Source organism: Methanococcoides sp. NM1, from assembly GCF_900774285.1.
Taxonomy (GTDB): Archaea; Halobacteriota; Methanosarcinia; order Methanosarcinales; family Methanosarcinaceae; genus Methanococcoides; species Methanococcoides vulcani.
Window position 1 is genome coordinate 135,095 of the sequence record NZ_CAAGTW010000001.1, and the last position, 21,932, is coordinate 157,026.

21 protein-coding genes are annotated in these 21,932 nt (G+C 46.3%); 14 read left to right on the forward strand and 7 right to left on the reverse strand.

The annotated features are described in order from the left end of the window. Window positions 1–5: 5 nt before the first annotated feature. The gene (locus E7X56_RS00720) at window positions 6–329 is read right to left on the reverse strand and encodes a DUF167 domain-containing protein (RefSeq protein ID WP_135603869.1); all 324 of its coding nucleotides are present in this window, start codon (window positions 327–329) and stop codon (window positions 6–8) included. 718 nt (window positions 330–1,047) lie between these two features. Here E7X56_RS00720 and E7X56_RS00725 point away from each other — a divergent pair. The 4 genes from E7X56_RS00725 to E7X56_RS00740 all read left to right on the forward strand — a co-directional run bounded on the left by E7X56_RS00725 (window position 1,048) and on the right by E7X56_RS00740 (window position 5,621). Continuing rightward, entirely contained in the window at window positions 1,048–2,295 is a 1,248-nt protein-coding gene (locus E7X56_RS00725; RefSeq protein ID WP_135603872.1) for a Glu/Leu/Phe/Val dehydrogenase, read from the forward strand. Between the two features lie 134 nt (window positions 2,296–2,429). Further along, window positions 2,430–3,158 carry an NADPH-dependent F420 reductase gene (gene npdG, locus E7X56_RS00730; protein WP_135603874.1) on the forward strand — a complete coding sequence of 243 codons (729 nt, stop codon included), beginning with the start codon at window positions 2,430–2,432 and terminating at the stop codon, window positions 3,156–3,158. Window positions 3,159–3,510: 352 nt separating this feature from the next. Continuing rightward, entirely contained in the window at window positions 3,511–4,839 is a 1,329-nt protein-coding gene (gene glnA, locus E7X56_RS00735) for a type I glutamate--ammonia ligase (RefSeq protein ID WP_135603876.1), read from the forward strand. A 215-nt stretch (window positions 4,840–5,054) separates the two neighbouring features. Continuing rightward, window positions 5,055–5,621 carry a hypothetical protein gene (locus tag E7X56_RS00740; RefSeq protein WP_135603878.1) on the forward strand — a complete coding sequence of 189 codons (567 nt, stop codon included), beginning with the start codon at window positions 5,055–5,057 and terminating at the stop codon, window positions 5,619–5,621. Here E7X56_RS00740 and E7X56_RS00745 read toward each other — a convergent pair whose 3' ends face one another. The 4 genes from E7X56_RS00745 to E7X56_RS00760 form a co-directional block, all read right to left on the reverse strand. Then, window positions 5,622–5,900, reverse strand: a complete 279-nt coding sequence (locus tag E7X56_RS00745) for a DUF1894 domain-containing protein (protein WP_135603880.1) — start codon at window positions 5,898–5,900, stop codon at window positions 5,622–5,624. Window position 5,901: 1 nt separating this feature from the next. Beyond that, window positions 5,902–6,903: a phosphoribosylformylglycinamidine cyclo-ligase gene (gene purM, locus E7X56_RS00750; protein WP_135603882.1), complete on the reverse strand. Its 1,002-nt coding sequence runs from the start codon at window positions 6,901–6,903 to the stop codon at window positions 5,902–5,904. Window positions 6,904–6,918: 15 nt separating this feature from the next. Continuing rightward, on the reverse strand, window positions 6,919–8,331 hold the full coding sequence (locus E7X56_RS00755) for an aspartate kinase (protein WP_135603884.1): 1,413 nt from the start codon (window positions 8,329–8,331) through the stop codon (window positions 6,919–6,921). Window positions 8,332–8,462: 131 nt separating this feature from the next. Continuing rightward, on the reverse strand, window positions 8,463–9,668 hold the full coding sequence (locus E7X56_RS00760) for an S-layer protein domain-containing protein (RefSeq protein ID WP_135603886.1): 1,206 nt from the start codon (window positions 9,666–9,668) through the stop codon (window positions 8,463–8,465). 120 nt (window positions 9,669–9,788) lie between these two features. Here E7X56_RS00760 and E7X56_RS00765 point away from each other — a divergent pair, with 120 nt between their 5' ends. The 3 genes from E7X56_RS00765 to E7X56_RS00775 all read left to right on the forward strand — a co-directional run bounded on the left by E7X56_RS00765 (window position 9,789) and on the right by E7X56_RS00775 (window position 12,480). Further along, entirely contained in the window at window positions 9,789–10,994 is a 1,206-nt protein-coding gene (locus E7X56_RS00765; RefSeq protein ID WP_135603888.1) for a cofactor-independent phosphoglycerate mutase, read from the forward strand. Window positions 10,995–11,083: 89 nt separating this feature from the next. Continuing rightward, window positions 11,084–11,545, forward strand: coding sequence for an Hsp20/alpha crystallin family protein (locus tag E7X56_RS00770; RefSeq protein ID WP_135603890.1), 462 nt, complete (start codon window positions 11,084–11,086; stop codon window positions 11,543–11,545). A gap of 167 nt (window positions 11,546–11,712) precedes the next feature. Next, complete coding sequence (locus tag E7X56_RS00775; protein WP_371413328.1) at window positions 11,713–12,480, forward strand: coenzyme F420-0:L-glutamate ligase; 768 nt, start codon at window positions 11,713–11,715, stop codon at window positions 12,478–12,480. On the opposite strand, the gene E7X56_RS00780 is transcribed toward E7X56_RS00775, so the two are convergent. After that, the gene (locus E7X56_RS00780; protein WP_135603894.1) at window positions 12,465–12,920 is read right to left on the reverse strand and encodes a cytidine/deoxycytidylate deaminase family protein; all 456 of its coding nucleotides are present in this window, start codon (window positions 12,918–12,920) and stop codon (window positions 12,465–12,467) included. The two genes, E7X56_RS00775 and E7X56_RS00780, sit on opposite strands and share 16 nt — an antisense overlap. A gap of 106 nt (window positions 12,921–13,026) precedes the next feature. Between E7X56_RS00780 and E7X56_RS00785 the strand changes: the two genes are divergently transcribed. From E7X56_RS00785 to E7X56_RS00810, 6 genes are all read left to right on the forward strand, one after another. Further along, window positions 13,027–13,929, forward strand: a complete 903-nt coding sequence (locus E7X56_RS00785; protein ID WP_135603896.1) for a protein translocase subunit SecF — start codon at window positions 13,027–13,029, stop codon at window positions 13,927–13,929. Continuing rightward, window positions 13,926–15,620 carry a preprotein translocase subunit SecD gene (locus E7X56_RS00790; RefSeq protein WP_135603898.1) on the forward strand — a complete coding sequence of 565 codons (1,695 nt, stop codon included), beginning with the start codon at window positions 13,926–13,928 and terminating at the stop codon, window positions 15,618–15,620. Before E7X56_RS00785 ends, E7X56_RS00790 begins: the two co-directional genes overlap by 4 nt. 21 nt (window positions 15,621–15,641) lie before the next feature. Next, window positions 15,642–16,670 (forward strand): AAA family ATPase, encoded by a 1,029-nt coding sequence (locus E7X56_RS00795; RefSeq protein ID WP_371413329.1) that lies wholly within the window; start codon window positions 15,642–15,644, stop codon window positions 16,668–16,670. A gap of 15 nt (window positions 16,671–16,685) precedes the next feature. After that, on the forward strand, window positions 16,686–18,332 hold the full coding sequence (locus tag E7X56_RS00800; RefSeq protein ID WP_135603900.1) for a tRNA uridine(34) 5-carboxymethylaminomethyl modification radical SAM/GNAT enzyme Elp3: 1,647 nt from the start codon (window positions 16,686–16,688) through the stop codon (window positions 18,330–18,332). A gap of 144 nt (window positions 18,333–18,476) precedes the next feature. Further along, window positions 18,477–18,824 carry a transcriptional regulator gene (locus E7X56_RS00805; RefSeq protein ID WP_135603903.1) on the forward strand — a complete coding sequence of 116 codons (348 nt, stop codon included), beginning with the start codon at window positions 18,477–18,479 and terminating at the stop codon, window positions 18,822–18,824. Between the two features lie 195 nt (window positions 18,825–19,019). Next, complete coding sequence (locus E7X56_RS00810; protein WP_135603905.1) at window positions 19,020–19,778, forward strand: ParA family protein; 759 nt, start codon at window positions 19,020–19,022, stop codon at window positions 19,776–19,778. 1 nt (window position 19,779) lies between these two features. On the opposite strand, the gene E7X56_RS00815 is transcribed toward E7X56_RS00810, so the two are convergent. Then, window positions 19,780–20,583, reverse strand: a complete 804-nt coding sequence (locus E7X56_RS00815) for a hypothetical protein (protein WP_135603907.1) — start codon at window positions 20,581–20,583, stop codon at window positions 19,780–19,782. Between the two features lie 125 nt (window positions 20,584–20,708). On the opposite strand from E7X56_RS00815, the gene E7X56_RS00820 reads away from it, so the two are divergent. Beyond that, the gene (locus E7X56_RS00820; protein WP_091689372.1) at window positions 20,709–21,899 is read left to right on the forward strand and encodes a bifunctional 5,6,7,8-tetrahydromethanopterin hydro-lyase/3-hexulose-6-phosphate synthase; all 1,191 of its coding nucleotides are present in this window, start codon (window positions 20,709–20,711) and stop codon (window positions 21,897–21,899) included. The last annotated feature ends 33 nt before the right edge of the window (window positions 21,900–21,932 follow it).

The window sequence follows — 21,932 nt, forward strand, 5'->3', positions numbered from 1 at the left end:
AAGTTTCAATATATATCTACAAAAGCATTCCCAAGCATCCTGACTGCTTTACCATAATCAAGACCGTCTATCTCAATTGTCTTTTTTGTACTTCTTGCACCTGACCTTATACTGACACTGGAAGTATTTACTGTAAAAAAGTCTGCAAGGCTTTCTATAAGTTCATCGTTAGCCTTACCTTTCTGGGCAGCGGATCTGAGCTTTATCTCTATGCGTTGGCGCCACTGGTTGTAACCTCCGGGGAAACTGACTTTTTTTGAGCCCGGTGTCACTTCCAGATCGATGGTTATGCCATCTCCTTTATCCTTTAGCGCATTTTTAAAAGACATGTCTGTGACCTTTATCTGATATGATTGAGAAGATGTCGATAATGCTGTAGCCCGGCCCACTAACTCCGAAAGATCATCCTATTGGGATCCCCGCTGTCCCTTCCGGTTTCCCTCGTGTCAGGCGTATGTCGCATTATCGTATGTGCCGCATTGAGGTTGTCTGTACATTCACCGAAAGGCTCTGCCATATTCTCGTGCAAGGACCTTACAATGCGCCAAGGGTACTACATGGTAGTGTAATATAAAGATAACGTGCCATCTAGCAATTTTGTTTTGATCTTTATACTTGATCCCGGATCCTTCGGGCAACCACGGGATGCTGTTCTGAGGGGGCAGTTGTGCGTTGATATATACTGTTGATCTGTCAGTAGAATTTATACTCTCAAATTATGACCTTAAAAAAGTTATCGGAAAGATCGAAGAAAAAAATGTAGAATTCGGAAGGAATTGGTGGGGATTTTGCAGAGGCGGTTTCTGAATAAGAGGTCGCTTCTTCTCGTTTTTGGCTCTTATCTTAATTAATTTCAATGTATTGGAAACCGTCATTATTATATACTACCTATCGGTAATAGCTAGCCTAGTCGTCACACTGGTGATAACATCTTTATAACTACCAATGAGATGATCATTAAAAATTGTTAACAAAAAAGGCTATATATTTCCCATGGTCTTTTTAAAAATAGAATTATTATCTAAAATTAAATGCGAGGTAAATCACATGGCAGAACAGAACCCATTTGAAAATTCAAGAAAGCAGTTAAAGAAATGCGCAGACATCCTTGAGATGGATGAAGGTATCCACGAGATCCTTAGAAACCCAATGAGGGAGATGCACGTGTCCCTTCCTGTCCGCATGGACGATGGTTCCATCAAGGTATTCCAGGGATTCAGGGTACAGTACAATGATGCAAGGGGTCCAACCAAAGGTGGTATCCGCTTCCACCCGGAAGAGACCGTTGACACAGTCAAGGCACTTGCAGCATGGATGACCTGGAAATGTGCAGTTATGGACATCCCACTCGGTGGAGGTAAGGGAGGAGTTATCTGCAACCCTAAGGAAATGTCCGCTGGTGAACTCGAGCGCCTTTCAAGGAAGTACATTTCAAGCATTTCAATGATCGTAGGTCCTGACAAAGATGTACCTGCACCTGATGTCTACACCAACCCACAGATGATGGCATGGATGATGGACGAGTTCTCCAAGTTCTCCGGTAAGAACCAGGCTGGTGTCATCACCGGTAAGCCACTCAGCATCGGTGGTTCACTCGGTCGTGGCGACGCAACAGCTCGTGGTGGTCTCTACACTGTCCGTGAAGCAGCAGTAGATATCGGTCTTGACCTCAAAGACGCAACCGTAGCTATTCAGGGATACGGTAACGCAGGTTACTTCGCAGCTGCTCTCTGTGAAGAGCTCTTTGGATGCAAGGTCGTTGCTGTCAGTGACAGCAGGGGCGGTGTTGTGAACATGAACGGCCTCAGTGCAGAAGCAGCACAGGCACACAAGATGGAAACCGGTTCAGTTGTCGGCCTCGCAGGAACAGAGCCGATCTCCAACGAAGACCTCCTTGAGCTTGATGTCGATGTACTTATCCCAGCAGCTCTCGAGCACGTCATAACAGAAGAGAACGCAGACAAGATCAAAGCAAAGATCGTCGCTGAGCTTGCAAACGGTCCAACAACACCTGAAGCTGATGAGATCCTTTTCCAGAAAGGTGTACACCTTATCCCAGACTTCCTTTGTAATGGTGGTGGAGTTACTGTGTCCTACTTCGAAATGGTCCAGAACTTCTACATGTACCGCTGGAGCGAAGAGCGTGTCTACAACCGTCTTGATGCTAAGATGACAAACGCATACCATGCTGTCCTCGAGGCTTCCAGAGAATACAACATCAACATGAGGACCGCTGCATACGTCGTCGCTATCAACCGTGTTGTTGAATCAATGGCAGACCGCGGATGGTTCTAAGTATTGCTTAAGAATTCAAAAATACCTCTTGGGTTTTGAAGGGACATGGGTTTTCTCCCTTCCCTTTTTAGCCCGTATTGCTTTTCTGCTTGTCAAAACAGATATAACTAACTTGGAAGATTAATGGGATTGTTATGAAGATCGCAATACTTGGTGGAACTGGTAATATTGGTAAAGGATTTGCTTTACGCTGGGGTCAGAAACATGATGTGATAGTGGGCTCCAGAAGTGCAGAAAAAGCCATGGACGTAGCAGCTGAATATACTCGTATCCTGCGTGAAAGAGGCATTGATGCCACTATCAATGGAACGGACAACAAGGCAGCAGCAGAGGGTGCAGATATCATTCTATTTGCAATACGCTATGAACAGCTCCCATCTGTCGTTGAGCTGATAACTCCTGTTCTGAAGGATCAGATCGTAGTTTCTGTGGTAGTGCCTATGGAGAAAGACCGCTGTTATATCCGGCAGGCTGGTAGTGACAATATCCCTGTGACCATTGACGCTAAGGATTCAAAATACAATGCCGATTATTTCTGTTATACGACTCCTGAAGCAGGTAGTGCGGCCGAGGAGATGGTCCGTCTCTTGCCAGAAAACATCGAGCTGGTGTCGGCTTTCCACAATGTTCCTGCAAAGAAGCTTGCAGATCTTGACCTTGATCTTGATTATGATATAGCGGTCTGTGGAAACTGCATGCACTCCAAGAAAATAGTCTTCGATCTTGTAAGGGATATACCAAACATGCGTCCTCTTGATACTGGTCCTATTGAGACATCTGGCATGGTGGAGTCACTGACTCCTCTGGTGATAAACATTGCCATACGCAACAAGATGCATGATGTAGGTATCCGCTTTGTTTAAAATGATCCTAAAACAGTGGTCAGGGTGCAAAAGCTGATAGCTTTTCACCAGTGACTATATATCCTACTCCCTCCAATTATAGGTTGGCTTCTGATAAGGGAAACTGAAAGATTCCGTCCGTCAATATAATTTGGATTTCAAGAAATATCCCCTCAAACAGGGATCTCCAGTTTCCTTCCTTTACCTTATCCTTTTACAGGTCTATTATCAAAGGATGCATCAATTTTTATATCAAAGTAGTTGCCAATTTTTACCAAAAACATGATATATGAAAGGTAGGTTTTAAACAATAATATCATATATATCTGTAAAGTAATTAGGTACAAATCAATCCATTGATGTGGGCGATGCAATGAATATCAATACTAAAGAAGATGTACTCAAGGCCATTGAGGCAAACAATGTTAAGTTTATCAGGTTGCAGTTCACGGACATCCAGGGTGTCGTGAAAGACGTTGAGATCCCGGTAACACAGGTAGAAAAAGCTCTTAGTGCGGGAATATCATTTGATGGCTCATCTATTGAAGGCTTTGTCCGTATCAATGAATCGGACATGGTCCTGAAACCGGATGTCTCCTCATTTGCGATACTTCCATGGAACCAGTCCAAGGGCGTTGTTGCAAGGATGGTGTGTGATATCTATCTGCCTGATGGAACTCCTTTTGCAGGCGATCCCCGTTTTGTTCTCAAAAAAGTTATGAAGGAAGCTGAAGATATGGGCTTTACACTTAATGTAGGTCCTGAACTTGAGTTCTTCCTGTTCGAAAAAGAGAATGGAAAAGCAACCACAGTACCTCATGATTATGGCAGGTACTTTGAGTTCGCACCTGCTGATCTTGCAGAGGATATACGCCGTGATATTGTACTGACACTCATGGAGCTCGGGTTTGATATCGAGGCATCTCACCACGAGGTCGCTTTTGGTCAGCATGAGATCGATTTCAAGTATGGCGATGCACTTGCCACTGCTGACAATGTCATGACCTTCAAGTATGTTACCCGTACCATTGCAAAGCTCAACGGATTACATGCAACTTTCATGCCAAAGCCTATTTTTGGTGAGAACGGTTCCGGTATGCATGTGAACCTTTCCCTTTCAAAGGATGGGGATAATGCGTTCTACGATCCTGATGGGGACATGCAGATCAGTGACGATGCACGCTACTTTATTGGCGGGCTCCTCAAACACGTAAAGGCCATTACAGCTATTTGCAATCCACTTGTTAACTCCTACAAGCGTCTCGTGCCAGGCTATGAGGCTCCGGTATACATTGCATGGTCCGGTGCCAACAGAAGCTCACTTATCCGTATCCCTGCTGCAAGGGGCAAGGGTACTCGTGTGGAGCTTAGAAGTCCTGACCCATCCTGTAATCCATACCTTACCTTCGCTGCTGTACTTGCAGCAGGTTTGGATGGTATCAGGAACAAGATCGATCCGGGAGAGTCCCGGGAAGAGAACATCTTCGAACTTTCCGACAAAGGCTTAAGTGATCTTGGGATCGATATGCTTCCACCAACCCTGAAAGATTCTGCAAACTACCTTGCTGAGAACGATTTACTGCATGAGGCTCTTGGTGAGCACGTCCACGAGAACGTCCTCAGGCTTGCAAGGGCTGACTGGGATGCATATCGTATTCAGGTACACGACTGGGAAGTCGAAAGGTATCTTAACACTATATGAGAGTACTTTAACTCTCATTCTTCTCTTTTTATTTTCGGTTCCTTTTCTTTTGCTTATTTTCATTATTGGACCCATTATTTCCAGAATAAGATGTAATATTTTATTATTACTCCCCTCTCCTGATGTATCTGGCGAATTCTTACAAACTTAATTTTGAAGCTGCTTTTTCCGATGGTGTGGGAAAATTTAAGAGCCTTTAATGTTTAGTTCCTCTCATGACAGATGTGATGCTGATCTGGGATAATCCGTTGCTTTTTGAAAAACTGTTTGAGGAAAATGGTCTGAAATGCCAGCGTGTCCTTTCCACAGCCATTGGTACGCCTTTTCTTCCTGCATGTAAATGTGTCATCGTGCCGACGGGGTTTGCCAATTCAGCATATACAAAGATACTTCCGGGCATTGAAAGGAACAGCAAGGCATTTGAGAAGTTCGTAAGTGCCGGTGGTGTACTTGTAGTCTTTGGAGCACTTGTCACAAAATATGATCACAGCTGGTTACCGATGCAGCTTACATACATAGAAAAACACGGGGAAACACATCTTCACAGGGTGGGTGAGCATGGGGCACAGTGCATTGTCAATGATCCCGGTATGGCTGTGGAATGTGATGGCTACTTCTCTGCGACAGACGGGAATGTCATCTTAAGGAATGATGATGACCAGGCTGTAATGGTGGTAAAAAATATAGGAGCTGGACTGATAATTGCCACGACAGTTCACGAGTTCCCTTCCCCGGGTTTCCTCGGTTGCGTCATGGACAATGCCAGAATATCAAAGATCTGATCATTTCATTGGATTGCGTATCTTTTCGATCTCATCCTGTGCATCCGGAATTCTCAGGATGAAAATACCGCTGCAGGGTTTTATGAACTGGAATATGAGGTCGTTACCTTTGACTCCTATGGGGATGGAATTCCCGCCACGGAGGAGTACTCCCCGTATCTTGTAACCACCTTTAACGTGATAGACCTCATCACATTCTTTCCGGACGAAGTCCTCACATTGCTGTGGTGTTGCTCCTTTCAGGAGTATCTCATAGGGTATATCGTTTATACATGCCATGTTAAATTATCTCAAGTTCTTCAACACGAATACCGCTTTCGACGATCTTTCCGACGATCTTTCCGCCTGTCATCTCTGCAGCCTTCTTAGCATCTTCTTCCGGAAGAACTATCAAAAAGCCCATTCCCATGTTGAAGGTACGGTACATTTCAAGCTCGTCAACATTACCCTCTTCCTGAAGGAACTTAAATATGTCACTTGGCTCGATCGGGTCCGTAAAATCAAATCCAAGATCGGTAACCCTTTTGAGCTTCAGGAGTCCGCTTCCAGTAATATGTGCAAGTCCGTGAACGTCACATTTTTTTATTACATCGAGGACTTCCATGTAAATGCGAGTTGGTATCAGCAGCTCGTCACCAATGGTGGTCTCAGGGTTGTAGGGGAACTTATCATGGTATGAGTGTTCTGAGCGATCGACTATATTCCTGACAAGGGTGTAACCATTGCTGTGAACGCCGCTACTTGGGATGCCTACCAGGACATCACCAAGCTGCACTTTTTCACCGGTGATGATCTCATCTTTCTTTACCATTCCAAGACAGGTTCCTGCAAGGTCGAAGCCATTTATGATCTCCGGGAGGGTTGCTGTTTCCCCACCGACGATGGTCATCTTTGATATTTCTGCACCCCTGGTAAGTCCTTCGCCGATCTGGCGTGCGAACTCGTCAGTATGCTCTTCAAGTGCAAGGTAATCCACGAAACTGATCGGTTCTGCACCTATGGCCAGCAGGTCGTTCACGTTCATGGCGATACAGTCGATACCAACTGTGTTCCAGCGCTTCATCTCATTTGCAATTAGCACCTTTGAACCGACGCCATCAGTGGCCATTGCCAGTGCATACTCTCCGAACTCGATGAGTCCTGCATAATGGCCAATATCGGTGAGCGGAGCTCCAAGGCCCTCGCGTCTGTATGTCATTCCACTTGTCAGTGCTTTGATGGTGGATTCCTCTTTCTCGATGTCCACTCCGGAATCTGCGTATGTAAGATGTTTATCACTCAACTTTAAAGGCCTCCTTTACTGTCCGGATTGTTTCTTTGATCCGAGACCGAATTCCTGGTGCAGTACTCTTACTGCCTCCTCTGCATCCTTTTCACTGATCGCGAAGGAGATGTTGTGCTGGGATGAACCCTGGCTGATCATTATTACGTTGATCTTTCCCTTTCCGAGGGCTCCAAATACTTTTCCTGCGACGCCTGGTATGCCGTCCATTCCGGCACCTACCACAGCGACCACACAGACATTTTTGTCGTAGGCCACTTCCCCTACAACACCTTTGTTGAACTCGGACCTTAATGCTTTCACAGCTTTCTTAAGGTGAGCTTCCTCAACAACAAGGGACATGTTGGCTTCGGATGAGCTCTGGCTGATCATAATTATATTGACACCGGCTTTTGCAAGTGCGGAAAATATCCTTGCTGCTGTACCGATGGCTCCTACCATCCCGGCTCCTGATATGTTGACGGCAGCCACTTTCCTGATAAGCGTCACTGCTTTTACCACATCTGCCTTCCGGGTCTGGTCTGCGACGATAAGTGTGCCTGGATATTCTATATCAAAAGTATTCTTAACACGAACCGGTATACCATGCTTTATGGCAGGTTCGATGGCACGTGGGTGAAGTACCTTGGCACCGAAATATGACAATTCCATTGCTTCGATGTAAGATATCTGCGGAATGGGTGATGCTTCAGGAACTATCTTCGGATCAGTGGTCATAATGCCGTGTACTTCTTTCCAGAGCCAGATCTCATCTGCCCGGATAGCAGCACCCACAAGAGATGCGGTAAAGTCAGAACCGCCGCGTCCAAGGGTTGTGATAATACCTTTCTTATCCTCTGCAATGAAACCGGTTATCACGGGGATCGAGGTTTCCACAAGAGCCGATATATTGTTCTCCACCTGATCATAGCTTTTCTCAAGTGGCTGGGCATTTCCGTAATCACTTGTTGTGACAATACCTGCCTCTCCGCCGGTAAATGGCATTGAGTCCGTTCCAAGTGAGCGTATAGCTCCACTGATGATCGGCACTGCCAGGCGCTCTCCGTAGGATGAGATGTAATCAATGGAACGTGGTGTCAGCTCACCGAGATAGCAGATGCCGATAAGTGCTTTTTCAAGTTCATCTATGCGGCTGTCGATGGTCTCGATGACATCGTCGGCGATCCTCTCATCATCAATTGCATAGCCGATAGCATCATAGTGTTTTTTGGCAAGGTCTGTCATGAACTCCTTTATCCGGGAGACCTTTCCTTTTTGTGATGCTTCAGCTGCGTTGGTGAGCAGCCCGTCAGTAACACCTCCAAGGGCCGAAGTTATAGCAACTACCTGATCCCCGGCATCCCTGTAGCCGATCAAAAGCTGTGCAACATGACGTATCTTCTTCCCATCAGCAATGGATGTACCGCCAAATTTCATTACATATCTCATAGTCTGATCACGTTCTGTATTAGGCTTGATTTGGAATGTGGCTATAAACACGGCAGTGTAATATAAAGATTATGAACGATGGAACCAACGTATCTATTTTTTTCCTTTTGAAAATTAAAAGAAAGAGTTGATCAGCTAAACTCTCTCTTGAAGAAGAATGCGGTAAGTGCAAGAAGGGCGGCAACTACAATATAGGTGAATGCCGTGGACTTTGTTATGTCTCCAGCTGAATCGGAAACATCGCCGGTGACATTTTCTCCATCCTGAATGATGTCCTCTATCTGGTCCGGTACAGATATGCTATCCCCAGGAACACTATCTCCTATCGAACTCGCTCCGTCAACTGTGAACGATGTCTCTTTTGAAGATACACTTCCGTCTATTGACACGGTTTCGATGATCACATCATGCGTTCCCCTGTCCAGCTCTTCGGTAAGTGTCGGGTAGGTTCCTGCATCCACGTCATTGCGGACGTCTATAATTTTATCATCAAGAGATATCGTTACCTTGGATGCATCATTTTCAAGCTCATAGGATATGATTGCCTTTTCACCATCCCTGATAATGCTTTCTTTAACTCCTTCGACCCTGATCTCAACAGTACTCTCAACGTTCACATCTTCCCTTTGTGACATCTCCTTCAGGAATAGTATATGTGATTCACTGCTTTCAAAGAAGTCATAAACAGTTGCAATGAAGATCGTACGGACTTCCCCGTTTACGTTCTTATAGTAACTGAAAATGTCTCCTGGCTCCATTTCCTTTACTTCTTTCACCACATGTTCGTTCTTTTTCAATGTCACTGTGATGGTCTCTTCATCCACATCAAGGTCGGATGCTGACAGGGTATAACCTTCTTCCAGATCCATTTCCTCGCCTACGTTCACTGAATCCGAGATGTCATACATGAGGAAATCCTTCGTGTCCCTGGTGGGGTCCCGAAACTGCTCGATCCTTATCCTTGTAGCTGTGTCCGTACCACTTGTAACAAGTTCTTTTGGTGTAACGCGGAAGATCAGGTATTCCTCATCCTCATCGTCGTCATCCTCTGCTTCGATGGTCAGTATGTATTCAAAAGGATCATTTTCCTTTCCAGATCCTTCTCCATCCTCGACCAGTTTCCCATTGTGGCGTATCTCTACCCAGACATCCCCGTTGTCCTCATTGATGTCAACGATGTGGAGTGTGTATCCCTGGGCTAACGAGAGCTTTGTATCCCTTTCCACCACACTATCCGAGTAATGTATTATCGGTTCGCTCGGATCAAGGGATGCTGCCGGTGTTGCTGCAAACAGCATGACAAATATTGCTAGAAGTACAAAATATATATATTTCATTAAACCTCACCATTCACGAAGCACATTTAAACATTGTTGAAATGAGCATATTGTCTTTATAGTTTTGTCGATACCTTCATTTGAAGGTTCCATGTTTATTATACAAAAAGAGGTGTATCATTGAAATATATTATTCTCATCGGCGACGGAATGGCAGATTTTTCCCTGGAAGAGCTGGGCGGTAAGACGGTTCTTCAGAAGGCCAATACTCCGAACATGGACTATATGACCAGGAACGGTCTGGCCGGACTTGCTATCAATGTTCCCGAAGGCCTGCCTCCGGGGAGTGATGTTGCTAACATGTCAGTTATGGGTTATGATCCGGATGTCTATTATTCAGGTCGTGCTCCGCTTGAGGCTGCCAGTATGGGTATTCCGCTGGAGAAGAACGATGTTGCATTCAGGTGCAACCTTATCACAATAGATGATGGTAATATTGCAGACCATAGTGCAGGTCACATCACAAGCGAAGAGGCCCGGGAGCTTATGGAAACCATTGACCGTGAGCTTGGGACCGATGAGCTGAGATTCTATCCGGGTATAAGTTACAGGCATCTGCTTGTTGCGTCCAATGATCTTGGTGCTAAAGCAGACTGTACTCCACCTCATGATATGATAGGCGGGGAAAGGAATGATCATATGCCAAAGGGCGAAGGCAGTGATGTCCTGTGCAGGCTGATAGAAGAGTCGATGCCAATACTTGAGTGCCATCCTGTCAATGAAAAGAGAATAAAAGAAGGCAAGAATCCTGCAAACGCCATCTGGTTCTGGGGACAGGGATATGCACCCTCCTTCCGCACATTTGATGAGCTCTACGGACTCACAGGTTCTGTTATCTCGGCTGTGGACCTGATAAAGGGTCTTGGCATATATGCCGGTCTTGACATTATCGAAGTTCCGGGTGCAACCGGATATCTTGACACCAATTATGTGGGTAAGGCGGAATATGCAATGGAATCCCTGAAGGAGAGGGACCTTGTTGTGGTTCATGTTGAAGCTCCCGATGAAGCAGGTCACATGGGTGACCTGAATGCCAAGATGCAGGCCATCGAAGATTTCGATGAAAAGGTAGTGGGCACCGTTCTGCGTGCTGCAAAAGAGGATGATGAGGATCACATGATAGTCGTGCTTCCGGACCATCCGACACCGATCGTGCTCAGGACGCATACATCCGATCCGGTCCCGTTCCTCATTTATTCAACTCTGGAGAACGAGGTTGACAGTGTGGAAGCATTCGACGAGGATTCCATGAAAGAAGGTTCCCTTGGTGTTGTCCGGGGATGCGATATCGTCCAGATGCTGATCGATAAAGCAAAGCAGGTATAATTCTCCTGCTTTCCTCTGTTTTTGATATCGTTACTTTTTAACTTTATTTGTCATACATTCTATTGCTTAAATTTTAAGGAGTGGAATATATGAAATTCGGTTTAACGCGTAGGGGTCCCTCTGGATTATCCCGCTGGGATCCATTTGAAGGGATAAGACAGACACAGGAACATCTCAACCAGTTATTCAGGGAGGTTTCCCCGTTCGGAGGCTGGCCAGAGGGAAGATCGATCGCTCCCTTGATGGATATCAGGGAAGAGGACGACAATGTCATCGTTACTACAGACCTGCCGGGTGTCGACAAGAAAGATATCGATGTAAGTGTGAAAGACAACATCATTGAGATCAGCGCAGAATGCAGAAAGGAAAGTGAGTCTGAGGACGAAGGTTACACTCAGAGGGAGCGTACCTATAGTCGCTTCTCAAGATCTGCTGTTCTTCCATCGAACGTTACTGATGATGGTGCAAAGGCAAAACTTGAGAATGGTGTGCTGACGATCACACTTCCAAAGGCAAAGATCGAAGAAAAGCCGAAGATCATGATCGAGTGATCGATCATTCTTTTTTTTTAATCCCGAGCATTGGTTTGTTTGCGGCATCAGTCAGAGTTTTTCGTCATATTTTGCTCGGTCGGGGTAACTCTCATCATCGCCGCGAGTTTGTCTATATGGATAGTATTATTTATTTTTGATGCCATTTCACCTTCCGAGGTGTCATATTGAGGATGGAACTGTTTACCGTAGATGGTTTGCCGCTTATCAAAAAAGGAGATGACCTGGCGTCTATGATATGCGAGTGCACGGAACTTGAGGACCACGATGCTGTGGTGATCGCTTCCACTATTGTGGCAAAGGCCGAAGGGGCAATGGTACTGAAAAGTGATGTGGTGCCATCCGAACGTGCCATAAGCATTGCAAAGAGGATAGGTAAAGATCCTGCACTTGTACAGGTGGTCCTCGACAGGAGTGTGGAAGAACTCGTGGAATGTCCTTTGTTGCTTGTGGAGAACCTCAACGGACATGTGAGCATCAATGCCGGCATTGATGATTCCAATGTGGAGGATAATTACTTTCTGGAACTTCCACATGATCCCGATGGTTCAGCAAAGACCATAGGTGAGAGAATAGCCGATCGGTGTGGCAAGGATGTCAGTGTGATCATCACGGATACGAACGGAAGGGCTTTCAAGATCGGACAGACCGGCGTTGCAGTGGGTGTCTACCGGATGCACCCTATCCTGGACTGGCGAGGGGAGAAGGACCTCTTCGGAAATGAGCTTGAGATCACCGAGGAAGCGGTTGCAGATGAGATCGCATCGGCTGCGAACCTGTTGATGGGCGAAGCTGCAGGGGGGAATCCTGTGGTGATAGTACGTGGTTTTGACCTTCATACAAGGGACGATGTCAGTGTGAAGGAAATGTACCGTCCTGATAATGAGGATATAATCAGAAAAGGGTTGAGGTGCCTTCGTCAGTCCTCTGACTGAAGGTTCACCATTTCAACACCGGCAGCAGCGAAGAACTCCGGGGTGTCGGTGTCGGGGTATTGTGTGCTGAAGACAACTCGCTTGATGTTGGAATTTATTATCATTTTTGCGCACAGTATGCAGGGCTGGTGTGTGCAGTAGACAGTTGCTCCTCCGATGCCGACCCCATGAAGTGCTGCCTGTATGATAGCATTTTGCTCTGCGTGCACTGCACGGCATTTTTCATGCCTGGTCCCGGATGCAATATTGTTCTGCTGCCTCATACAACCAATCTCAAGGCAGTGTTCCATGTTGCTGGGAGCACCGTTGTAACCGGTTGAAAGTATCCTTTTATCACGGACAATGACAGCTCCTACCTTGTTCCTCAGGCAGGTGGAACGCTTTGCGACCACCTCAGCGATCTCCAGGAAATATTCATCAATTGATGGTCTTTCAGTCATATATGAAAAGAAAACAGCAAGTAGTATATATAAGTTGTAGTGTATGAATTGGACATAAACCAGATATTGATAGTTGACATCTTTTCTGATAACGGAGTATCAAAAAATGGGATCCATTCTAACAGAATATCTTGATTCATTCATAAGGGGGCGTGATGACAAGCAGCTTATCACCATTCCCCTCATAGTTCTGGCACTCTCTCTTTTAGTGTCACTGGTCGTATTTTCAAGTACAGGTGCACCTGTGAAGCTCGGACTTGAGTTTGAGGGTGGTACTATGATAGCGTTCGAGACGCAGGAAACTGCAGGTGTTCTTGAGCAGGCATATTCCGATTATTCATTGGATGATGCCCGTAAGGCAGGAGATCGTGCGATCCTGCAGTTTGGTCCCATGGACAATGAAGATCAGAAAGAACTCGAAAAGGATATAACTTCAAAGTATTCGAACGTTGAGATCAAGCAGATCGGTGCATTATACGGAAAAGAGCTTCAATCACAGGCATTGAAAGCAATGGTACTTTCATTCATCGGAATGGCTATAGTCGTGTTCCTGATCTTCAGGACCGCTGTCCCATCCATTGCAGTAGTGCTTTCTGCAGTCTCTGATATTGCTATTGCTATCGGTTTCATGAACATAGCAGGAATTGAACTTTCCCTGGGCACCGTGGCAGCTCTGTTGATGCTCATTGGTTATTCAGTTGACAGTGACATACTGCTGACAACACGTGTGCTGAAGAGAAGAGGTACTGTCCATGAGAACATCGGGCGTGCAATGCATACAGGTCTTACCATGACCACCACAACACTTGCAGCTCTTGTGGTGATGTACATTGTATCCACATTCTCCTACCTTGTGACATCGTCCGCTTCCCAGGTCAACCTGCTTTCCGATATCTCCATTGTGCTGATATTCGGTCTGGTGGCCGATATCATGAACACCTGGCTGCTTAACACAGGTATATTGAGATGGCATGTGAACCGCAGCAACCCAAGGGGGCGAAGGGCATGAGGGAAGAAGAAGTGAACAAAGGCCTCAAAAGCGACCTTCGTGTATGGTTACTGGTAGCAGCAGTTTTGTTCTCAGTCGTCATGATTCATCCGTGGTACTCCTCTGAAGAGGGTGCTACCACCGATCTTAATTATGGACTTGACCTTGAAGGTGGTTCATGGCTCCAGATAAGACTGCAGGGTGCTGTGGCCCAGTTAGATGCTGATATTTCACAGACGGTGCCTGCCATTATTGAACCTGTCATCGGATCATCCATTGATGTGAAAAGTGTTACGGGGCATACGGGAAGCGGTTATTCTTCCGTTGGTACGACTGTTGTCTTTACAACTGATGCATATGTTTCAGATCTCCAGATGGACCTTGCAGGCATCGGTGAATCCGATGTTAGTTATTCAGGGAACACTTCCGAGATCATTCTTTATACTAACAAGCAGACGCTTATCACCAAGTATCTTTCCAATTCGGTTGATGCTGAGGTAATTCCTCTTTCACTTGTCGATTCCGTTGAGTACGAGATACGTAAAGGGATCTCACAGGAGGACCTTCAGGTCCTGATGGATGCAGTAGGTGGGTCCATTCTGACAGAATCAGATGGCACTCCGATATATCGTGACGGTGTAAGGACCGAGACCCGTGATATGACCCGTGATATTCTCAGCGATAAGCTGAACTCACTTGGTCTTAAGGATATACCTGTACGTACTGTGGGTGAGGATTACATCCTTATTGACTTTGCAGGAACTGATCTTACAACGGCAAAGGAGATCGTTGAAAGACCTGGTAAGTTCGAGATACGGGTGCAGACACAGGACAATGAGACCGCTCATGTGCTCTATGGTGATGGGATCGAGAAGGTCGGTGTTGTGACCTTCCACGACGGGCAGTGGCATACACCTTTCACTCTTAACGAAGAAGGTGCTCTCGCCTTGCAGAAGATCGCTATCGAGACCGGCGCAACCAACGATCCGAACTCACACTGGCTCTACATGTATCTTGATGACAACGAGATATATGGAGCCCCGTTAAGTTATTCAGCAGCTACAAGGCTCACAGAGGTCCCAATCTACTCATGGGAAGCTTCAAGTGGTCCTGATGAGGACAGCAAGTCAGAGGCGGAACAACTCCAGATACACCTGCGTGCAGGTGCGTTACCTGTGAACGTGGTTCTCATGGGGTCCGGACAGGTGGACGCAGCTTTGGGTGCACAGTTCAAGAAACAGGCTTTGTTTGCCGGTCTTTTTTCACTTCTTGCAGTGGCTTTGGTCGTGTTCAGACGATACGGCAAGAAAGAGATCCTGCTTCCAATGGTGGGAACATCCATCTGTGAACTTATCATGATCCTTGGAGTTGCAGCAACGATCAACTGGCAACTTGACCTGCCGGCGATCGCAGGTATTATTGCTGCGATAGGTACCGGTATTGACCACCTTGTGATCATTACTGATGAGGTGTTATACGAAGGAAAACTACCTTCCACAAAAGTATATCTTGAGAGGATCGCAAAAGCATTTGGTATAATCTTCGCAGCTGCTGCGACAACTACCATTGCAATGTCACCACTGGTCGTGATGGGATTCGGTGCACTCAAAGGATTTGCCATTACCACCATCATCGGTGTGCTAATCGGTGTGCTCATCGCAAGGCCGGTATATGGTAAGGTCATAAAGGTAGTGCTTGATGAAGCGCAGTGATCTGTTCCTTAAGAGGTGTTAATGATGAAGGATATGTGGACTGTGAAATACCGGCCAGAGATGCTTAAGGATATCCTGGGCAATGAGAATTCCCTCAATGCCCTTGACAAGCTTGTCCATTCAGGCAACCTGCCCCATCTTGTGTTCCACGGTCCGGTGAACTCCGGTAAGTCCTCAACTGCTTTTGCCCTGGCACGTGAACTGTACGGGGAGGGCTATGAGAGCAATTTCACATACTTCAATGCATCAGATTTCTTTGATCAGGGGAAACGCTATCTTGTTCGTGATAAACGTTTTACCCATATTATAGGGACGGATGATCCGAAGAAGATCTACTCAAGTGTCATCTCTATCTTCAAGACAGTGATAAATGAGTTTGCCGGAATGGGTTCAATTGATGCGGATTTCAAGATCATCTTCATCGATAATGTTGAGTCACTGGATACCAGTGCACAGCATGCCCTGCGTCGTATGATGGAGAAGTATACCCGCACCTGCAGGTTCATCCTGTCCACTACCCAGCCTTCCAAGCTGATCTCACCCCTGCGTTCAAGGGGACTGGAGCTTTTCTTCACTTATGTTCCGGATGATCTGCTAAGGCCATATATTGTCTCAATTGCAGAGCAAGAGGGCATTTCTATTTATGAAGATGGCCTTGATGCTCTTATGTACTATGCCGGAGGCAATGTTTCAAGGGCTCTGCTGACACTTCAATTTGCTAATATGAACAATCCGGATGCAAAGATCACAGGTGACCTGCTCTACGAGGAATCCCTCTGCGAAGTGTCTGACAACGTGACTGAACTTCATGCTGCAGCCATTGGGCACGAGTTCTTGAAAGCGAGGAAGCTGATCGACACTCTTCTCATTGAGGAAGGTTTCACCGGCGATGAGGTCCTGCAGCAGTTACATTCGGTAGTTGTGAGATCGGACCGTACCGAAGACGAGATCGCAAAAGCGGTCTACAGGATAGCTGATGCAGATGCAATGATCATCGACAGTGCGAATGCAAGGATCCATCTGGAATCGCTTGTTACGGAACTCTACTGATCTCGGGTATTTACGATGACGTCTGAAGCTGATAAGAATTTCAGGGCTGCATGCCGAAAGTTGCTGGATATGGTACTTGAGGGTAAGGTATCTGGTAATCTCCAGCTCAATGAGGCAAAAAAAGCTGTCAGCAAGGAGTTCAGGCTTTCCACACTTCCAAAGAACCCGGATCTAATAATGGTGGGGACTGAAGAGGAACAAAAAAAGGTGCGTGATTCCCTTCGCCGCAAACCGGTCCGTACGATCTCAGGTGTTGCGGTGATTGCTGCAATGACCTCTCCCTGTGCCTGTCCTCATGGTGTATGTGTTCCGTGTCCGGGAGGTCCTAATTCTACGTTTAATTCTCCGCAGAGCTATATGGGAAGGGAGCCGGCTACAATGCGGGCCATGCAGTATGAGTATGATCCCTATCGGATAGTCTCAGGTCGCCTGTCCCAGCTAAAGCAGATCGGGCATGAGGTGGACAAAGCAGAGCTTATCGTCATGGGTGGTACTTTTTCTGCCCGGGCCATCGATTATCAGGAATGGTTCACAAAGCGCTGCCTTGAGGCAATGAACGATTTTTCCGGAACCGAGTGGCGCGATGATGTGCAGTTTATCGGTACATCCCATCCTTATGTGACGGTGGAGGATGTGCAGAAGGCCAATGAGACTGCAGCCATAAGGAACACGGGCATCACTTTTGAGACGCGTCCGGACTGGACGGATGTCGGACACGTGGACCGTATGCTGGCACTGGGTGCCACAAAGGTCGAGATCGGTGTCCAGAGCGTATATGATTTCGTGCTTGAGAGGATGAGGCGGGGGCATACGGTGCAGGAGACTGTGGAGTCCAACCGGATCCTCAGGGACAGTGCGCTTAAAGTTGGTTTCCATATGATGCCACATCTTCCCGGAATGGATTCTGCAAGGGACCTTCGGGGTTTTAAGAAGCTTTTTACGGACAGCAGGTTCATGCCTGACTACCTGAAGATATACCCCACTCTTGTCACAGAGGGCACACAGCTTCACGAGATGTGGTTAAGGGGTGACTATGAGGCACTGGATGACGAGGCTGCCACGGAGTTGCTTGCAGATATCAAGTCCATACTTCCTAAATGGGTGAGGTTGCAGCGCATACAGAGGGACATTCCTTCCCCGCAGATCCTTGCAGGGGTCAGAAAGAGCAATATCCGCCAGCTTGCAAAGGAGAGGCTTGAATCAAGGGGTGGCAGGTGCAGGTGTATCCGATGCAGAGAGGTCGGTCACAATGTCCTCAAGGGCAATGAACCGGATCCGGAAAGCATTGAGCTCACAGTAGAGACCTACGACTCCTGTGGAGGGAAGGAATATTTCCTCTCATTTGAAGATATGACGAACGATATCCTGATAGGTTTCCTGAGGTTGCGTTTTCCTAACTCTCCGCACAGGGCGGAGTTACAGGATGCTGCCCTTGTGAGGGAGTTGCATGTTTATGGCTCCATGGTGCCGGTGGGCAGGGATGCAAGCAGGACCGACTGGCAGCATCGTGGGTATGGTGCGGAACTTCTGGGGAATGCGGAGAAAATGGCTTCAGAGGCAGGGTATTCAAAGATATCCATCATCAGCGGGATAGGTGTGAGGGAGTACTACCGCAAATTCGGATACTCTCGCGATGGTGTCTATATGTCAAAAAAACTTTGATCTTTATCTGGCAGATCCTAAGGCAAGTTGCTGTATTACTGTATCTCTTCAATACATTTATAGTATAGTTGGATGTATTCCCTATAAATCTACTATTATGATGTTCGATCGAGAATTTTGTAAAAAATACTCGGGGAGACCAGAATGACAATTGATGATTCCAATGAAGAGATCGTTAATCTTTTGAAGGAGATCAGCGGGAAACTGGATCGTATCCTGATGCAGGGTACATCTGCGAAAGAGTCGGATGAAGGTATCTTTGATGTACTGGATGTGATGACACTGCTCACACTACCCGATCATCTGCGTGCTACAGCAACAGCGCTTTTCGAGCTGGGGTCAGCAACCGCTGAAGACCTTGCAGAGAAGACCCATAAGGAACGTGCTGTGGAGAGCAATTACCTGAACCAGCTTGTGAGGATGGGACATGTTGTAAAGGGGCGTTCAGGCAGAAAAGTTTACTTTAGTATAGGGGAAGGTCTTGGCAAGTAATAGGCCTTATCTTTACTTGAATCTTATATAAGCTATATATGGTGTATATTTCTGTACATCGTTGATCAACAAATATCTCAAAATAGAATATGTAAAGTATACTTGATTTCAACGCAAATATTCTGTGAAATACTATTATATAGAAGTTTATCGTCCTATCTCATAAGGAATAACATATAATCAAAAGGAGTATGAATGGGAATAAGTATCGCGGTGCACTCAGCAAAAGGCGGGTCTGGTAAGACCTCCTTTTCTATCAATCTTGCATTTGCATATACATCTACCGGGAAGAGCGTATGCCTTCTCGATGCTGATTTTAAGGCTCCAAGTCTTTTTAATTACATGTTCCCTGATTCTGATCGATGGCTGAACGATGTCCTTGAGGGCAAATACGACATCATGGATGCGATCGTTGAGGTTGCTGATGACACAGTAGCTCCTGGCAAGTTATATGTGGGATATTGCAACCCTGATATCGATGCAGTTCGTGAAATGTCGGGTAAGGATCGCAAATGGCAATCAAAAGCTCTACAAAATATAATGGGTGTAAAGAAGAAATTGTTCTCCTCCGGCATAGATGTGCTTATCATCGATACCGGTCCGGGTGTGGATTTCACATCGGTTAATGCAATAGCTGCAGCTGATTATGTTATAATGGTGACCAAACCTGCCAGATCTCACCATAACTATATGGAGCAGATCATTGATGGTATTTATATTCCGCTTGGTAAGGATTACGGTGTCATTATGAATAAGTGCCATGATAATAAGCCGATCGCAATAGCCGGTTTGGTCGATCCGGATATTCCTGTTGTAGCATCAATACCTTGCCTTTGTGATATTGCTACCAGGAGTGATTCAGAAGTGCTGACAGTCGCTGATCCGGAACATCCTTTCTCAAAAGCTGTTTTCACAGTAGTCAGGACTATCGAAGATTGTCTTTCCAATAAGTGAGTTACTTATTATCATCTTTTTCAAGTATGTCCTTTATATCATTTACATAGTCGAGGATATCTTCCTTCTTTGCCTCTTTCATTTTATCATGGAATGTGTCCGATTCCATGAGCGTGTTCTGAAGTGTCACTATCAATATAAATATGATCGACGCTGCTGCAAACGCAAGTGTTATCCTTTCAATGGGGTAAATAGTGATGACCGATGCAAACATCTGAGGCGGTAGGTCAAAAAGAATTGCTGCGCTTATGCTACCTGCAAGATGGTCTGCCAGGATTGCCATAAGTGCTGCAAGAAGCAGGAATGTAAATTTGAACAGGTTTCCTTCCCTATCCTTCAATTTGTAGTTAAATACGAGGAAGGCGCCAAGTGTGATCACATGGAACCATGGGTAGTAATATATTGTTCTTCCTGTGGGCGTGATATACCAGAGCAGTATAAGAATTCCAAAGACTGCCATTGCAGCTTTTTCTTTCTTTGTGATACAAAGACCGGCTACTGCAGAGGACATTGCTACAAAGAAAGGGGTAAGCAGATGGAATGTGTCCGGGCTACCTCCTCCTCTTACTAAGGTGTGCCCCATAACACTGGTAAAGGATACGATCGCACCCCAGAACGGACCAAGGAGCATCCCATTCAATGCACCGAAAGATACTACCGAACTTATCCTTGCTCCCTCTATGCCGATGAGGTTCTCGAAATCAGGAAACCAGCTTGCAAAGTATGTTATTATTATAGCGGAAAGAATATACAATGCTGTAAGGTTCCTTTTTTTGATAAGCTGGTTGTATATGTCAATGATCACAATATTCTATTGTTTCCATTATTATATAATACTTTAAGGAATCATCTGCTTTTTTTTGCAGGTGGCACCATTATTCTCATCAGAAATGATATATATAGTCATGGCAATTTAGCGGATTGATAACTATGATGTTTATTGGAGAAGCATTAATCGGCGAGGAACCAGAACTCGCACACGTCGATCTTATGATCGGGGACAAGGAGGGACCTGTTGGACAGGCATTTGCAACAGGCATGACCCAGCTTTCAGCAGGGCACACTCCTCTTCTTTCCGTCATCCGCCCGAACTTACCCACAAAGCCATCTACACTGATCGTTCCAAAAGTGACAGTGAAGAACATGGACCAGGCCGCACAGATATTCGGTCCTGCCCAGGCAGCTGTTGCTAAGGCGGTCGCTGATGCTGTGGAAGAAGGAATTGTCCCGACAGAACAGGTAGAGGACCTTGTGATCATCGCAAGCGTATTCATCCACCCACAGGCTGTTGACTACAACCGTATCTTCAGGTACAACTATGGTGCTACAAAACTTGCTCTTAAGCGCGCACTGGACAATTTCCCGGATATCGACACTGTGCTCGAGGAGAAGGACAAGTCCGCACACGCTATCATGGGATTCAAGGTCTCAAGGCTCTGGGATGCTCCATACCTGCAGGTTGCACTTGATAACCCGAACATCGGTGCTATCACCAATGTTGTCAAGCAGCTTCCAAAGAGCGACCACCTGATCCTGGAAGCAGGTACACCTCTTATCAAGCGCTATGGTGTGGATGTTATCAGCAAGCTGCGTGAGATCAAACCTGATGCGTTCATCGTTGCTGACCTTAAGACACTTGATACAGGTAACCTTGAGGCACGTATGGTGGCAGATGCAACCGCAGATGCTATTGTCGTTTCCGCACTTGCACCTATTGCAACGCTCAACAAGGCTATTGCAGAGGCACACAAGACCGGTATATATGCTGTCATGGACACACTGAACCAGCCAGATCCGGTAGCTGTACTTGAACAGCTGGATGAGCTTCCTGATGTGGTCGAGCTTCACCGTGCTATCGATATCGAGGAAACTGCTCACGCATGGGGTAGCATTGATGGTATCAAGGCAGTTGGCGAGAAGCGCAACAAGAAGATCCTTGTGGCAGTTGCAGGCGGTGTACGTGTTGAAACTATCCCTGATGCACTTGGTGCAGGAGCTGATATCCTCGTTGTCGGAAGGGCTATCACCAACTCCAAGGATGTCAAGCAGGCAGCTGACCAGTTCATCGAAGGCCTGAACAAGCCAGAGATCGACCAGTTCAGGGTAATGACCGATTTCTAAGCGTGCGATCTTCGCACGTTCCCTTTTTTATGG